General features: G+C 67.1%; 13 protein-coding genes and 1 pseudogene. 9 read left to right on the top strand and 5 right to left on the bottom strand.

Features of this window, described 5'->3' with window-relative positions:
- Positions 1-186: 186 nt before the first annotated feature.
- The 3 genes from ilvD to CTP10_RS24145 all read left to right on the top strand — a co-directional run bounded on the left by ilvD (position 187) and on the right by CTP10_RS24145 (position 3,843).
- A complete protein-coding gene (gene ilvD / locus CTP10_RS24155) occupies positions 187-2,046 on the top strand; it encodes a dihydroxy-acid dehydratase (protein ID WP_116322724.1) in 1,860 nt (619 codons plus the stop codon).
- Between the two features lie 194 nt (positions 2,047-2,240).
- Positions 2,241-3,293 (top strand): alpha/beta fold hydrolase, encoded by a 1,053-nt coding sequence (locus tag CTP10_RS24150; protein ID WP_116322723.1) that lies wholly within the window; start codon positions 2,241-2,243, stop codon positions 3,291-3,293.
- 265 nt (positions 3,294-3,558) lie between these two features.
- On the top strand, positions 3,559-3,843 hold the full coding sequence (locus CTP10_RS24145) for a DUF3574 domain-containing protein (RefSeq protein WP_158577733.1): 285 nt from the start codon (positions 3,559-3,561) through the stop codon (positions 3,841-3,843).
- Here the strand turns inward: CTP10_RS24145 and CTP10_RS24140 are convergent.
- Entirely contained in the window at positions 3,840-4,268 is a 429-nt protein-coding gene (locus tag CTP10_RS24140; RefSeq protein ID WP_116322746.1) for an NUDIX hydrolase, read from the bottom strand. The two genes, CTP10_RS24145 and CTP10_RS24140, sit on opposite strands and share 4 nt — an antisense overlap.
- Before the next feature lie 310 nt (positions 4,269-4,578).
- A complete protein-coding gene (locus CTP10_RS24135; protein WP_116322721.1) occupies positions 4,579-5,667 on the bottom strand; it encodes a porin in 1,089 nt (362 codons plus the stop codon).
- Positions 5,668-5,940: 273 nt separating this feature from the next.
- On the opposite strand from CTP10_RS24135, the gene CTP10_RS24130 reads away from it, so the two are divergent.
- From CTP10_RS24130 to CTP10_RS41295, 5 genes and pseudogenes are all read left to right on the top strand, one after another.
- Entirely contained in the window at positions 5,941-7,881 is a 1,941-nt protein-coding gene (locus CTP10_RS24130; RefSeq protein WP_116322720.1) for an AMP-binding protein, read from the top strand.
- A 76-nt stretch (positions 7,882-7,957) separates the two neighbouring features.
- Complete coding sequence (locus tag CTP10_RS24125; protein WP_116322719.1) at positions 7,958-8,788, top strand: enoyl-CoA hydratase/isomerase family protein; 831 nt, start codon at positions 7,958-7,960, stop codon at positions 8,786-8,788.
- A 164-nt stretch (positions 8,789-8,952) separates the two neighbouring features.
- On the top strand, positions 8,953-9,549 hold the full coding sequence (locus CTP10_RS24120; protein WP_116322718.1) for an AraC family transcriptional regulator: 597 nt from the start codon (positions 8,953-8,955) through the stop codon (positions 9,547-9,549).
- 150 nt (positions 9,550-9,699) lie between these two features.
- A complete protein-coding gene (locus tag CTP10_RS24115) occupies positions 9,700-10,899 on the top strand; it encodes a CaiB/BaiF CoA transferase family protein (RefSeq protein WP_233528353.1) in 1,200 nt (399 codons plus the stop codon).
- 213 nt (positions 10,900-11,112) lie between these two features.
- Positions 11,113-11,346: pseudogene (locus CTP10_RS41295) on the top strand (tripartite tricarboxylate transporter substrate-binding protein); the annotation flags it as partial.
- A gap of 58 nt (positions 11,347-11,404) precedes the next feature.
- On the opposite strand, the gene CTP10_RS24110 reads toward CTP10_RS41295, so the two are convergent.
- Positions 11,405-12,055, bottom strand: coding sequence for a TetR/AcrR family transcriptional regulator (locus CTP10_RS24110; protein ID WP_116322745.1), 651 nt, complete (start codon positions 12,053-12,055; stop codon positions 11,405-11,407).
- Positions 12,056-12,271: 216 nt separating this feature from the next.
- Between CTP10_RS24110 and CTP10_RS24105 the strand changes: the two genes are divergently transcribed.
- Positions 12,272-13,174 carry a LysR family transcriptional regulator gene (locus CTP10_RS24105; RefSeq protein WP_116322715.1) on the top strand — a complete coding sequence of 301 codons (903 nt, stop codon included), beginning with the start codon at positions 12,272-12,274 and terminating at the stop codon, positions 13,172-13,174.
- A gap of 41 nt (positions 13,175-13,215) precedes the next feature.
- On the opposite strand, the gene CTP10_RS24100 is transcribed toward CTP10_RS24105, so the two are convergent.
- Together CTP10_RS24100 and CTP10_RS24095 are read right to left on the bottom strand one after the other, a co-directional pair.
- Positions 13,216-14,748, bottom strand: a complete 1,533-nt coding sequence (locus CTP10_RS24100) for a class I adenylate-forming enzyme family protein (protein WP_116322714.1) — start codon at positions 14,746-14,748, stop codon at positions 13,216-13,218.
- Between the two features lie 131 nt (positions 14,749-14,879).
- Positions 14,880-15,512: an AraC family transcriptional regulator gene (locus CTP10_RS24095; protein WP_199414699.1), complete on the bottom strand. Its 633-nt coding sequence runs from the start codon at positions 15,510-15,512 to the stop codon at positions 14,880-14,882.

Raw genomic sequence — 15,512 nt, 5'->3', positions numbered from 1 at the left:
TGCCTGTTCGAGGTTTTTCCCGCTGGCTCTCGGCCCGCTGCCTCGCCGGGGGCCTGATTCCCGACCTGTTATGGGATAATCCCCGGTTTGCCCAGGGCGCAGCTCAAGAGGTTGTCCGCACGGGCGCGCGCAGGGCCGGTCATCCCGTGGCCCGCAACCTTTCTGGCGACATTCCTTAGCAAAACAATGCCCACATACCGTTCCAAAACCTCTACCGCCGGCCGCAACATGGCGGGGGCCCGCTCGCTGTGGCGTGCCACCGGCATGAAAGACGAAGATTTCAGCAAGCCCATCATCGCGGTGGTCAATTCGTTCACCCAGTTCGTGCCCGGGCACGTGCACCTGAAGGACCTGGGCCAGTTGGTCGCGCGCGAAATCGAGGCTGCCGGCGGCGTGGCCAAGGAATTCAACACCATCGCGGTCGACGACGGTATTGCCATGGGCCACGACGGCATGCTGTACTCGCTGCCCAGCCGCGACATCATCGCCGACTCGGTCGAGTACATGGTCAACGCGCACTGCGCCGACGCCATGGTGTGCATCTCCAACTGCGACAAGATCACCCCGGGCATGCTGATGGCCGCGATGCGCCTCAACATCCCCGTGATCTTCGTCTCCGGCGGCCCGATGGAAGCCGGCAAGACGCGGCTGGCCAACCCCGTCACCAAGACCATGGAGTTCCGCAAGCTGGACCTGGTCGACGCCATGGTGATGGCGGCCGACAGCGCCTATTCCGACGCCGACGTGGCCGAGGTGGAGCGCTCCGCATGCCCCACCTGCGGTTCGTGCTCGGGCATGTTCACGGCCAATTCCATGAACTGCCTGACTGAAGCGCTGGGCCTGTCGCTGCCGGGCAACGGCACGGTGGTCGCCACCCACGCCGACCGCGAGCAACTGTTCAAGCGCGCCGGCCGCCGCGTGGTGGAACTGGCACGCCAGTACTACGAGCAGGAAGACGCGCGCATCCTGCCGCGCTCGGTGGGCTTCAAGGCGTTCGAGAACGCCATGACGCTGGACATCGCCATGGGCGGCTCGACCAACACCATCCTGCACCTGCTGGCGATCGCGCAGGAAGCGGGCATCGACTTCACCATGGACGACATCGACCGCCTCTCGCGCGTCGTGCCGCAGCTGTGCAAGGTGGCGCCGAACACCAACAAGTACCACATCGAAGACGTGCACCGCGCCGGCGGCATCATGGCGATCCTGGGCGAGCTGGAGCGCGCCGGCAAGCTGCATACCGACGTGCCGACGGTCCACGCCCCGACGCTCAAGGATGCGCTGGAGCAGTGGGACATCGGCCGCACGCAGGACGAAGCGGTCCGCACCTTCTACATGGCCGGCCCCGCGGGCATCCCGACGCAGGTCGCGTTCAGCCAGAACACGCGCTGGCCGAGCCTGGACCTGGATCGCGCCGAGGGCTGCATCCGCTCCTACGAGCACGCGTTCTCCAAGGAAGGCGGCCTGGCCGTGCTGACGGGCAATATCGCGCTCGACGGCTGCGTGGTGAAGACCGCCGGCGTGGACGAGAGCATCCTGGTGTTCGAGGGCACGGCGCATGTCACCGAGTCGCAGGACGAAGCGGTGGAAAACATCCTGGCCGACAAGGTCAAGGCCGGCGACGTGGTGATCGTGCGCTACGAAGGCCCCAAGGGCGGCCCCGGCATGCAGGAAATGCTGTACCCGACCAGCTACATCAAGTCCAAGGGCCTGGGCAAGGCCTGCGCGCTGCTGACCGACGGCCGCTTCTCGGGCGGCACCTCGGGCCTGTCGATCGGCCACTGCTCGCCCGAGGCGGCAGCCGGCGGTGCGATCGGCCTGGTGCGCGACGGCGACAAGATCCGCATCGACATCCCCAACCGCACCATCGACGTGCTGGTGTCCGACGAGGAACTGGCGCGCCGCCGCGAAGAGCAGGCCGCCAAGGGCTGGAAGCCGGCCAAGGCGCGCCCGCGCAAGGTGTCTGCGGCGCTGAAGGCCTACGCCAAGCTGGTCATGTCGGCCGACAAGGGCGCCGTGCGCGACCTGTCGCTGCTGGACGACTGACGCCCGCGCGGATTTCGCGCTCGGCAGAAGGCCGCTCTCCGGAGCGGCCTTTTTCTTGCGCCGATTTTGTATCGGCGTATCTGACAAGTGCTCCCAGATACATGCGGATACAAGACCCCCTGCAATTCGACACATTGCGCTTGCCTTCGCTGCCTAGACTCGTTTTCGGTTCGATCACTTGCTAGGAGAAAAGGATGTCAACAACCATCGATCTGCCGCGCCGCGGCTTCCTGGGCGCCGCCGCCCTGACGCTGGCCGCCGCGCACGTCAGCCTGTCGCACGCCGCCCAGCCCCAGGCCGGATTTCGCAAGACGGCCCCGTTGCCGCCGACCGCGCCAGGCACCCATAAGACTTTCGCGGCGATCCGCCAGGTCAACGCCGGGGTACTCAACGTCGGCTACGCCGAAGCCGGCCCGGCCGACGGGCCCGTCGCGCTGCTGCTGCACGGCTGGCCGTATGACATCCACAGTTTTGCCGACGTGGCGCCACTGCTCGCGGCACGCGGCTATCGCGTGATCATTCCCTATCTGCGCGGTTTCGGCTCGACCACCTTCCTGTCGTCTGCGACGATGCGCAACGGACAGCCGTCGGCCATCGCTGCCGACATGATCGCGCTGATGGACGCGCTGCGCATCCCGACCGCCGTGGTCGCCGGCTTTGACTGGGGCGCGCGCACCGCCGGCATCATGGCCGCGCTGTGGCCGGACCGTTGCCGGGCGCTGGTCTCGGTCAGCGGCTACCTGATCGGCAGCCAGGCCGCCGGCAAGAAGCCGCTGCCGCCGGAGGCCGAACTGCAATGGTGGTACCAGTTCTACTTCGCCACCGACCGTGGCCAGGCCGGTTACCAGCAATACACGCACCAGTTTGCCAGGCTGATCTGGAAACTGGCGTCGCCGAAATGGGAGTTCGACGATGCCACCTTCCATCGCAGCGCGGTTGCCCTGGACAATCCGGATCACGTTGCCATCACCATCCACAACTACCGCTGGCGCCAGGGTCTCGCTGCCGGCGAGGCGCGGTTCGACGACTTCGAAAAGCGCCTCGCCACCGCGCCGACCATCAGCGTGCCAACCATCACCATGGAAGGCGACGCGAACGGCGCGCCGCATCCGACGCCCAGTTCGTATGCGAGCAAGTTCACCGGGCCGTATGAGCACCGCGACCTGACCGGCGGGATCGGCCACAATCCGCCGCACGAGGCGCCGGTGGCGTTTGCGCAGGCGGTATTGGACGTTGATAGCCGCTGAGGCATGGAGGGATGCCGGTAGGCAGGCGGATCCGGCATCGTTCACTCCACTCACCGCGTTCACCGCGTTCACCGCGTTTGCCATTTACGAAGGCTGGACGCTGCACTAATCTGCACGGATGCAGATTCGTTGCCTGCCTTCGTCTCGTGCCGGGAATGCCATCGCCATCGCGCTGGCAACCGCGCTTTCCGGTTGCGCAACGGCGCCAGCTCCCACATGCCCGGCCGGAGAACAGGCGGCGATCAGCGAATTGCTGTACTTCGGCATGGCAAAGCCCGGCGGAACCGTGTCGGAGGCGGAATGGGACGCCTTCGTTCAAACCTCCGTGGCACCGCGCTTCCCGGACGGCTTCACGGTCTGGCCGGCTTCCGGCCAATGGCGCGGCGCAAACGGCAAGGTCGTCAGCGAGGCCACGCGCGTGCTAAGCCTGATGCATGCCCCCAACGAGCGCAGCGAGGCGGCGGCACGCGCCATCGCCAGCGAGTACAAAACCAGCTTCCAGCAGGAAGCGGTGCTCAGGGTCCGCAGCTACGCCTGCATGTCGCTCTAGGACTTTCCCATCCTTGCCAGTCGCTCGCCGATGACGGAAAGCGCATCCCTGAACAACGATTGCCACTGCTCGGATGGAGCCTCGCCTAAGGGATGCCAGAAGAACCTGAACACATGGCCGTCATCATCGGCGGTGTGATGCTCCCAGGTGTCCGGCAGCGGCTGCGGCTGCGTTGGCTCGCAGAGATGGAGCGACCATATCTGTTGTTCGAATCCGGATTCCCACAAGCCCAGGTCGGCCGTAGCCACGCCCGTTATCCCTGACTCCTCGCGCAGTTCGCGCACTGCGGCATCTGCCGGGGGTTCGCCAGGCTCGATCGTGCCTTTGACGATCTGGAATCCGGAGAGGGGATGCTCGAAGGCGAGGATCTCCACACGGTTCTGCGTGCGTCTGAGGACAATCGGACAGGCTTTGGTTGGTGTCATCTGAATGTCCCTGTAAGGATTTGCGCGGACTTGCGCCACCCGGAACGCCATGGGTCCGGGACTTGTGTCACAACAAGCCATCTTCCGGCGCTACCGCGGGGAGATCAAGCGAACCATGAGGCACCCGCAAGGGGAGTCGGGCGTGCAGGTGCCCGCCTGGAGGAAATACCACCAGCGGCCGATGACTATTGGATCAGATCGGTGACGCTTCCGGTGGTCATTGCGTGCCGGGCCGCACATCGGCCAGCATCGATGGCGATGCCCGGTAGGTGCTCCAGAACCGGACAGGCAGCGGGCCACTCCCCGGCCGTCAGAACTTATGCCGGATATTGACCATCACCCCGGTCTGGTTCTCGCCCGGCGTGACGGTGCTGCCGAAGCCGTTGAGGCCGAGGTTGGAGTTGTCCTTGTTGCGCACGTAGCCAACGTTCAGGAACGCGTCGGTGCGTTTGGACAGCGCATAGTTGGCCGATGCCACCAGCATCCACGGATCCTGCCCGTTGCGCTTGTTGTTCAGGTAGTAGCCGGCTCCGGTCAGCATCAGGGCAGGCGTCGCCTGGAAGCGGTAGCCCAGCCAAAACAGGTCGTTGCGGCGCTGCGGCGAACCCGGCGCGACGCCGATATCGCCATTGAACCAGCGGTAGCCCGCCAGCACCGTCGACCTGCCGAAGCTGGCATTTGCCGCCGCCGCGATGCGCCGGTCGGTCTGGCCCGAGTTCTGGCCGGTGATGCCGCGCGTGCCTTGCTGCTGGTCGTAGATGAGGGTGGCGCCGAAATTGCCGCCGGCATACTCGAGCCCGGCACCGAAGGCACGGTCGCTCTTCACGTCGCCGGGCACTTCGGTCGCCAGTGTCGTGGTGCCGCCGCTGGTGATGCTGGTGCCGCGCGCAAAGCTGTACAGCGCGGTGGCGGTGACAGGACCGAACTTGCCGGTGTACTTGGCGGTGTTGTCATAGCGGCCCGCCAGGTTGGCATCGATCGCCAGCGCCGAGTAGCGGGCCGCCAGCACCATCGGCTCGTAGTTGATCAGCAGGTCGAACAGCGCGTTCTGCTGCCGGCCCAGCGTCAGGCGCCCCCACTGGTGGTCAAGCCCGACAAAAGCCTGGCGCCCGAACAGCCGGCCGCCCTGGCTGGAAACGCCGCTGTCGAGTTCGAACCCGCTTTCCAGCGCATACACCGCCTTCATGCCGCTGCCCAGGTCCTCGACGCCGCGAAGGCCCCAGCGCGAACCCGACACGTTGCCGGACGTCATGCGGAACAGCTTGTCGCCGGCGGCGTTGGCGTGGCTCAGGTATTCCAGTCCGATATCCGCCACGCCGTACAGCGTGACGGACGATTGCGCGGCGGCGAATGGCGCGGCCGCCGATAACAGCATTGCTGCGTAGATCCGGGTCTTCATGCATCTCCTCCGTTGTGGTCTTGTGTGGGCGGAGTCTGGAGATGCCATGGGGGCGCGTCAAAGCGCACGCCGCAATTGTGCCGTGCAATGAAAATCCCGTCGGCGCCGTTTCAAAGTACGGCACAACGCGCCCATGCCGGTTGACTGCGGCCAGGCCGGCGAGCACGCTGAATCCATGCGATGGCGAGCGTCCCAAGGCGCTGCCGACGCGGCACGAGCCGGCCCTGCCGTATCGCGCCGCGGCAACCGTGCAACCCTACCGCTGGATTTCCGATGAGTGATTCTCTGCACAATGACTGGGTCCCGACAAGCGACGATATCGCCACGGCGAACGTATCGGCGCTGGCCGCGCGCCTGGGCCTGAAGGACTACGACGCGCTGCTGGCGTTCTCGAATGAAAAGCCGGACGCGTACTGGAACGCCGTCATCGACTACTGCGGCATGGTCTGGGACGTGCCGTACGAGCAATACGTCGACGCTTCCAGGGGGCAGCCGTTTCCGCGGTGGTTTCCAGGCGGAAAGCTCAACTGGGTCAAGTCCGTGCTGCGCTGGTCCGACGATGCCGCGATGGCGTCGCGGGCCGCCGTGGTGGCAGAAAAGGAGGGCGGTGCGGTCGAGCAGCTGAGCTACGCCGACCTGGCGCGCAAGGTGGCCGGCTTTGCCGGCGGCCTGAAAGCCCTTGGCATCCGGCGTGGCGACCGTGTTGGCCTGCTGATGGAAAACGGCGTCGAGGCCACGGTGACGGCGCTGGCCATCGCGTGGATCGGCGCGGTGGCGGTGCCGCTGTTCAGCGGCTTCGGCGTCGATGCGATCGTGTCGCGCCTCGAGTCGTGCTCGGCCAGCGCGCTGGTGGCTACCACCGGCTTCTCGCGCCGAGGCAAGTGGGTCGATACCCGCAGCCTGGTCGACCAGGCGCTGTCGCGCCTGCCGGAACTCGGCACAACGGTCTGGAAGCATGCAGGCGAGGACATCGCCTTCGGCGGCAAGGTGGCGGACTGGCAGCAGGTCGCCGGTGCGCAGCCGGATGCCGCGCCTGCGGTCATGTCGCCGGATGATCCCTTTATGATCATCTATACCTCGGGCACCACCGGGAAGCCCAAGGGCACCGTCCATACGCACGGCAGCTTCCCGATGAAGATCGCGCATGACGCGGCGATCCACTTTAACCTGAGCCCGAAGGACGTGTTCTGCTGGCCGGCTGACATGGGCTGGGTCGCCGGCACGCTGGTGATGTCGTGCGCGCTGCTGCGCGGCGCGACGCTGGTCTGCTACGACGGCGCCCCCGACTACCCGGACTGGTCGCGCATGTCGCGCATCGTCGAGCGCTACGGCGTGACGCATTTCGGCTCGGCGCCGACGCTGATCCGCGGCCTGGCCGCCAATGAAGCGGTCGCCACGCAAGGCGATACCTCGACGGTCCGGCTGCTGATCACCGCGGGCGAGAGCATCGCGCCCGAGCATTTCCTGTGGTTCCAGCAGGCGTTCGGCGGTGGCCGCAGCCCGGTCATCAACTACACCGGCGGCACCGAGGTCTCCGGCGCGCTGCTGTCCAGCGTGATCGTCAAGCCGATCAGCCCGGCCGGATTCAATACCGCGTCGCCATCGGTGGCGGCCGACGTGGTCGACGCGGATGGCAAGCCGCTCACCAACGCCGTGGGCGAACTGGCGATCCGCCGGCCCTTTGTCGGCATGACGCAGTCGTTCTGGCAGGACGATGAACGCTATCTCGACACCTACTGGCACACCGTGCCGGGCATCTGGGTGCATGGCGACCTGGCGCTGCGCCGCGAAGACGGCAGCTGGTTCATGATGGGCCGCTCGGACGACACCATCAAGCTTGCCGGCAAGCGCCTCGGCCCGGCCGAGATCGAAGACGTGTTGCTGGAACTGCCCGACATCGCCGAAGCCGCCGCCATCGGGGTCGACGACCCGGTCAAGGGACAGAAGCTGGTGGTGTTCCTGGTGCCATCGGCTGCCATGACGCAGTCGCATGAGGCGCTGGCAGCGGCCGTCAGCACGCATGTCGACGGCCGGCTGGGACGTCCGTTCCGCCCGTCGGTGGTCCACGTGGTCGCGCAACTGCCCAAGACGCGCAGCTCGAAGATCATGCGCCGCGTGATCCGCAGCGTCTATACCGGCCTGCCCGCGGGCGACCTGTCCGCGCTGGACAACCCGCCCGCGCTGGAAGAGATCCGCGCCGCCGCGGCGCATTGAGCGCGTACTGACTCGCGGGGCGTGTGCATTTCCTTGTTCGCTGCACACGTCCCGCATTTTTTATTCAGGAGATTCCATGTCGAAGAGCAACACCGCGCCTGGCGCGGCCTACGAGCACTATTCCAGCCTGGCATTCGACCGCCCCGGCGATGGCGTGCTGCGCATCACGCTGAACCGCCCCGAGCGGCTCAACGCGCTGGATGCGCGCGGCCATGATGAGATCGCCCGCGTCTGGCGCGATATCGACGCCGATCCCAGCGTTCGCGCCGTGGTGCTGTGCGGCGCCGGCAAGGCATTCTCCGCCGGCGGCGATTTCGATATGGTCGAGGAGATGATCGATTCCTTCGAGGCGCGCGCGCGCGTCTGGCGTGAGTCGAAGGACCTGGTCTACAACATCATCAACTGCGCCAAGCCGATCGTCTCGGCCATCCACGGCTCCGCCGTCGGCGCGGGGCTGGTCGCGGCGCTGCTTGCCGATATCTCGGTGGCGGCACGCACCGCGCGGCTGGTGGACGGGCATACGCGGCTGGGCGTTGCCGCCGGCGACCACGCCGCGATCGTGTGGCCGCTGCTGTGCGGCATGGCCAAGGCCAAGTACCACCTGCTGCTGTGCGAACCGGTGAGCGGCGAGAAGGCCGAACAGATGGGACTGGTGTCGCTGGCCGTTGACGAGGCGGAACTGCAGGACACCGCGGTGTCGATCGCCACGCGCCTGGCCAATGGCGCACCCTCTGCGATCCGCTGGACCAAGTATTCGCTGAACAACTGGCTGCGCCAGGCGGGCCCGACCTTCGACGCGTCGCTGGCGCTGGAGATGTTCGGCTTCGGCGGCCCGGAGGTCAAGGAGGGCGTGGCATCGTTCCGGGAGAAGCGCGCGCCGGTGTTCCCGACCACGACGTCAGCCTGAGTGCTTGCGTAGCAGCCTTCCTCGGCCGGTCCCGCGGCTGAATCCGGCAGCATCTGCGAGCGCCCCGTGCGGTGGCGGCGAATGGGGCGTTCGGAAATTGCAGAGGCAGGAATTCTCGCGGGCGGCGATGATAGTCATCGTCACAGACCGCTTTCCGAGCCATCATGCAAGTCCATCTGCAGTCCCCCATGCATGTCAGCCTGCAGCGGCTGCTGCTGGCCTTCCCGCTGTCGGTCGCCGCCACGCAGGGACGGGCGGTGGTCAGGCGGCGCGGCTACGAACGCGTGCTGCTGCCGGGCCAGGAGATCGCGGTCGCGCCGTTCGAAGCCGTTGATCTCCATCTTGACGGCTGCGGCGCGCAGCCCGCGGCATGCTACCTCGAACTCCACGGCGTGATGCCCGCCGCGCCACAGGCGCCGCTGCATCACCGCATCTGCAAGCGGGTGTTCCTGCAGCCGCAATACGCCTGGAGCGCCGCGTTCATCGCCGGACGGCTCGACATGTCTGCCGCGCAGGTCCGGCGCACGCTGTTCGCGCAGGGCACGGCGCTGACCGACCTGTGCCGGACGCAGCGGCTGATGCGCGTGCTGTTCGAAGCCATGTCGGGGCATGTGGCGACGGCCAACCTGGCGCGCTTTGCCGGCTGGCCCGCCAATAGCGACCTCGACTGCGCCTTCTACGACCGCTTTGGCCTGTCCATGCATGCGGCACGTCGGCTCGCGCTGCCTCGCGCCCCGGAACGGCACCGTTCGGTAGCCTGAGCCGCACGGCGCGGTCGCTGAGCCGCACGGCGCGGTCGCTTCCCCGCCACCCGGCACTGCATTTTCGAAGCACGGAACACCGCGGGTATCTGCGTTGACTGCCAGGCGTGCGGCGGCCACGATCGTTTCCAGCATGGCAGTGAAGTCAACATGGAAACGAACAAGATGTCCAAGGTGCTTGAAGGAATCCGCGTCCTCGATTTCGGACGCTTTATCGCCGGGCCGTTCTGCGCGGCATTGCTTGCCGACTACGGCGCCGATGTCATCCGTATCGACCGGGTCGGCGGCAGCGAAGACCGTTTTATCGTGCCCGTCACGGAATCGGGTGAGGGCGCGCTGTTCCTGCAGTGCAACCGCAACAAGCGCTCGATCACGCTGGACATCGACAGCGACGCAGGCCGCGAGGTGGTACGCCGCCTGGTCGAGACCGCCGACGTGGTGGTGGCCAACATGCCGCCCCGGACCCTGGCGAATCTCGGGCTGGACTACGCCACGCTGAGCGCGATCAATCCCGCCATCATCCTGACCGCTTCCACGGCGTTCGGCTCGCATGAGGGCGCGGGGCACCGCGTCGGCTTCGATGGCGTCGGCCAGGCGATGAGTGGCGCAGTGTATATGTCGGGCACGCCCGACAGCCCGACCAAGGCGATGGTGCCGGTGGTCGATTTCTCCACGGCGCTGTCTTGCGCGCTCGGCACGGTGATGGCGCTGTATGAACGCCGCATGAGCGGGCGCGGGCAATGCGTCGAGGCCTCGCTGCTGCAGACCGCGCTGAACCTGTCCAGCGGCGCGCTGATCGAGGAAGCGGCGCTGTCCCTCGACCGGCGGGCGATCGGCAACCGTAGCCCGTCCTATGGCCCCTCCGACATCTTCCGCGTGACCGATGGCTGGATCATTGCCCAGGTGATCGGGCAGCCGCTGTTCCGGCGCTGGGCCACGCTGGTCGGCATGCCGGAACTGGCCGACGATCCGCGCTTCGGCGATGACCTGGGGCGCGGCGAGCACGGCGAATTCCTCAGCGGCCTGATGGGAAAGTGGTGCGCCGGCCGCACCCGCGCCGAAGCGCTGCAGGCGCTGGAGCAGGCCAGGATCCCGGCCGCCCCGATCTATTCACCGCGCGAGGCGCTGGACGACGCTTCGATCCAGGACTCGGGCGCCTATATCTGGCTCGATTATCCCGGGCTGCCCCGCAAGGCTCCCATCGTTGCACCCCCCGCCATGCTGTCGCGCACGCCTCCCGATGTGGCGCGGCGGCCGCCTACCGTTGGCGAACACACCGAAGAAGTGCTGGCCGAGGTCGGCTACGACCGCGTACAGGTGCAGGCGATGCGCCAGGCCGGCATCGTCTGAGCGCGTCCGCGCGGGGTTCGCGCAATGCGAATCACCGGTTCGCCAGTGATGACTTGAGCGCAACCGGGGCGCTTCACTAGCATCGAATCCACACACATGGCGCCGGCCACGCGGTCCGGCGCAAGAAAAAGGAGACAGTCGTGGCAGCAAATCAATCGCGGCCCCTCGAAGGGATCCGGGTGCTCGACCTGACCGTGGCACTGGCTGGGCCATATGGCTCGCTGTTACGCCGGCTTTGGCGGGGTGGCGACGTCGCTGCCGCTGGTCAAGGCGGGGCGCCTGCGCGTGCTGGCAGTCACCAGCGCGCGCCGGTCCGCGTATTTCCCGGACGCGCCCACGCTGGACGAGGTTGGCCTGAAGGGCTATGAGCTGGTGACGCCAATGTGGGCGTTTGCGCGGCACGGCACGCCGCAGGCCATCGTCAGCCAGCTTTCCACGGCCATGACCAAGGCTGCCGGAACACAAGCCTTCAAGGAGTTCTGCGCCACCCAGGGGCTGGAGCCCGCTATCCAGCCCGAGGCCGGGGCCCGCGCCGCACGGGCTTGCGTGCCGGTCTCGGCCGGATCCCCTCGAACAGGATGCCGCACAACTGGTCGACGACTTTTTCGGCGGTGCCCTTCTTGGGATTGAACCAGGTCTGCGCCGAGGCAATGGTGCTGAGGATAAGGACGCGGCACAGCGCGATATCGACCTCCTCGCGCAAGCGGCCTTCGGCGCGCAGGTCTTCCAGCAAGCCGTTCCAGAACTCCTGGTGCCTGGCCCGGCGCCGGATCTGGCGCTCGCGCACCTTGTCCGGCAACTCGGCCAGCTGGCGCCCCTGGGCCAGGGTGTAGTCGCCATACTCGACCATGGCGCCCAGCAGTCCCAGCAGTCCGGCGCGGAAACGCTGCTCGGCGTCGGCGCCGGGCGGCAGCGCCGCGATGCGCGCGCGCGTATGGGCGACGATGCTCTGCGCGCCATGCTCCATCACCGCTTCGAGCAACTCTTCCTTGGAGGCAAAGTGATAGTAGATACTGGCCGCCTCGATGCCGGCCTGGTCGGCGATGCCGCGCATGGTGGCGGCGGCGTAGCCCTGCGTGCCGAAGGCGCGTGCCGCCAGGCGCAGCAGCTTTTCGCGGGTGTCGACGGGGAGGGCGTTGTCGTTGCGCTTGGGCATGATGGGGGGATGTTGTCGGGAAATCGCGGGCAGGCCGCCAATGTGGCGGATGCTGCGCCGCGACAGCAACGCAAATTCTACCTAACGTCTGTCAGCCCTCCGCACAGGCCACCATCGCTGGGCGATATTCGCCCCCGCAGTGCGGCATTCGCACCGGCGTCGTGTACGGGCGGCGCCTTTGCGCGATAATCCCGTACCACGCTAGGGAACGATGTAATGCGCTTTGATCTGGTCGATCTGAAACTGTTTACGCATATTGCCGAGGCCCAGAGCCTGACCGGCGGCGCGCAGCGTTCCCACCTGTCGCTGGCCGCGGCCAGCACCCGGATCAAGAACCTGGAAGAGTACGTCGGCGTCAAGCTGCTGAGCCGCAGCAGCCAGGGCGTGAAGGTCACCGGTGCCGGCGAGACCTTGCTGGCCCACGCGCGCCGCGTGATCCGCCAGCTGGAGCAACTCAGTGGCGATCTGCAGGAATACGTGGCCGGCGTGAAGGGCCATGTGCGCGTCTTTGCCAACACCACGGCGATGAGCGAGTTTTTGCCCGCGGTGCTGCGCACCTACCTCGTGAACAATCCCGACGTGACCATCGACATGCAGGAGCGGCTCAGCCCGGATATCGTGCGTGCAGTGCAGGAGGGGATGGTCGACATCGGCATCATCGCCGGCAACGTGCGCACCGAAGGACTGGAGGTCATGCCTTACCGGCGTGACCGGCTGGTGCTCGCGACCGCGCTGAGCCACCCACTTGCCGAGCGCGACACCGTCGATTTCATCGATACGCTCGACTACGACTTTATCGGCCTGCCGGAAGCCAGTGCCATCCACAATTTCCTCAAGCGTGCCGCGGTCGACCTGCAGCGTGAGCTGCGCTGGCGTGTCCAGGTCAGCAATTTCGAGACTGCCTGCCGCATGATCGAGGCCAATGTCGGCGTCGGCGTGCTGCCCGAGAGCACGGCCGCGCGGCATGCCGGCACGATGGCGCTGCGCATCATCCAGCTCAACGACGAATGGGCCGAGCGCAAGCTGCAGGTGTGCGTGGCGGATGTCGGCGCGTTGCCGCTGTTCGCACGCAAGCTGGTCGACCTGCTGGTCGAGGACGGACTCGGGCGGCAGGACTGATCGCCCCCGCCTGATCGCCCCCGCCGCCGCTACCGCTACCACTATTTCTGCTGCGAAACCATCTGCTTGAGCTGGTGCTTGAGCAGCTTGCCGCTGGCCGTGGTCGGGATGCTGGCGACGCGCAGGATCTTCTCCGGGCGCTTGTACGGCGACAGGCGGTCGACCAGGTAGTCGTGCAGTGCCTCCGCATCGAACTTCTCGCCGTCCTTGATCTCGACAAAGGCAATCACTTGCTCGTTACCGTCCGCGGCGGGCTGGCCGATCACGGCCGACACGCGCACCGAGGGATGGGTGTTGATTACCGATTCGACCTCGATCGGATAGACGTTGAAGCCCGAGTGGATGATCAGGTCCTTGGTGCGGCCCACGATGAACAGTGCGCCGTCGGGCCCCAGCCGGCCGAGGTCGCCGGTATTGAGCCAGCCACCGGAGCGCAGCGCCTCGGCGGTCAGCGCCGGTGCCCGGTAATAGCCGCGCATGACACCGGGGCCCCTGACCCACAGCTCGCCGGGTTCGCCGGCCGGCACCGGCTGGCCTTCTGGCCCGACCACTTGCAGTTCGGCACCTTCGACGATCTCACCCGCCGAGCAATCGGCGCGCGGCCGGTTCATGCGCGTGACGAACAGCGAGCCCGCGTATTCGGTCATGCCGTAGCCATGGTGCAGCGGCTGGCCGAACATCGCTTCGACTTCCTGCTTGAGCGTGGGATCGAGCGGCCCGCCGCCGGTGTACAGGTAGCGCAGCCTGGGTGACGGCGCCAGCGGCATGCCGCTGGCGCGCACATGCGCGAGGATGCGGCTGAACATGGTCGGCACGCCCTGCAGCAGGGTGATCGCCCCTTTCCGGATCGCCGCGGTGACGTCCGCCGCGTTGAAACGCGCGCTCAGGTAGAGGCTCGCGCCGGCCTGGAAGGTCGACACCAGCAGCGTGCCCAGTCCGAAGACATGCGACATCGGCATGACCGCATAGGCACAGTCGTCAGGCTGCATGCGGCGCGATTCCACCGTGACGCGGGCAAAGTGCAGCAGGCCGCGGTGCGTCACCATCACGCCCTTGGGCTGCCCGGTGGTGCCGGAGGTGTAGATCAGCACGGCGACCTCGCGTGCCAGGGCTTCGGGCTCGCGCTCGCTGGCGTTGTCGGCCGCGCTGGCCATCAGCGGGCCGAGGCCGGTGGGCGCGATCTCGCGGCCACGGTAACGCACGCCGTGCCGCAGCGCGTCGGGCGATGCTGCGTGCGTAAACAGCATCAGGCGCGGCTGGCAGTGCGAGCGGATCACCTCGATCTCGCGTTCCGACAGGCGCGCGTTGACCACCACCGGCCACGCGCCCAGTTCGGACAAGGCGAATACCAGCGTGATCACGGCGAGGCAGTTCTCGGCAACGACCAGCACCCGGTCTCCGGTGCCGACGCCCTGCGCCTGCAGCCAGGCCTGGGCATCTTCGATTCCCTGCCACAGTTGGGCGAAGGTGACGATGCGGCCATCCTCGAATACCGCCGCGCGGTCAGGGGCCTCGGTGGCCCAGTGGCGGGGGATGTCGCTGATCCGTTGTAGGTTGGCTCGGTCCGGGGGCATCGCGCGGAAAGTCCTTGTGCGGGGTAGAAAACCGTCCGGCAAAGCGGACGACGCCAGTGTATGTGCGCGGCTGGTGCGCTGCAATCGCGCATCGGCAAAGGCCCCTTTCGAGGTTGCCGAAAGCGCGTGGGTCAGGCCATCTGCTGTTCCAGCCAGCGCGGTACGAACGCCGCGGCGCGCGTGGCATCGGCGGCAGGCCTCCGGGCGCCGGATCGTGCCAGCGCGTGCAGCGAGAGGCCGAACCAGTCGTAGAAGGCGGCCTCCAGGTCGCTGCGCGGCGACCAGCCGATGCGGCGCTTCAGTTCCTCGGCGCCGGGATTGTCATGCAGGACCTCGAACAAGGCCCGCATCAGCCGCTGCGTGCGGCACAGTTCCGTCAATGCGGCACCTTCCGAGAACAGCGTGCGCCGCACCTGCGTGGGCGAAGCGCGCAGCAAGCCGGCGATAAAGGCCGCGCTCCATGTGTGCTGCGGCTGCATGAAGACGCGCCGCGACAGCCGGTGATGCAGCGACGCGCCGGGCGCGCCGCCGGGCCGCAACCGCATTTGCAGGCTGCAGCAGGCCGGCTGCATCGCGCCGCCGTCGAGGTACAGGTCGACGGTTTCGAAGGGTGCCACCACCAAAGGCTGCCCGGGAACGACCACGCGCTCGAAGCCGCGGCGCCGTACCAGGGTCTTGCCCTGCGCCGCGGCGATCACCAGCGGGAAGGCCGGCAACAGCCGCGACACATGCATATGCGAGAAAGCCTGGAGTTCGATGCGCAT

Source organism: Cupriavidus sp. P-10 (genome assembly GCF_003402535.2).
Lineage (GTDB): Bacteria > Pseudomonadota > Gammaproteobacteria > Burkholderiales > Burkholderiaceae > Cupriavidus.
Note: the sequence above shows the minus strand (reverse complement) of the source record. Positions and strands in the feature narration are given on the sequence as shown.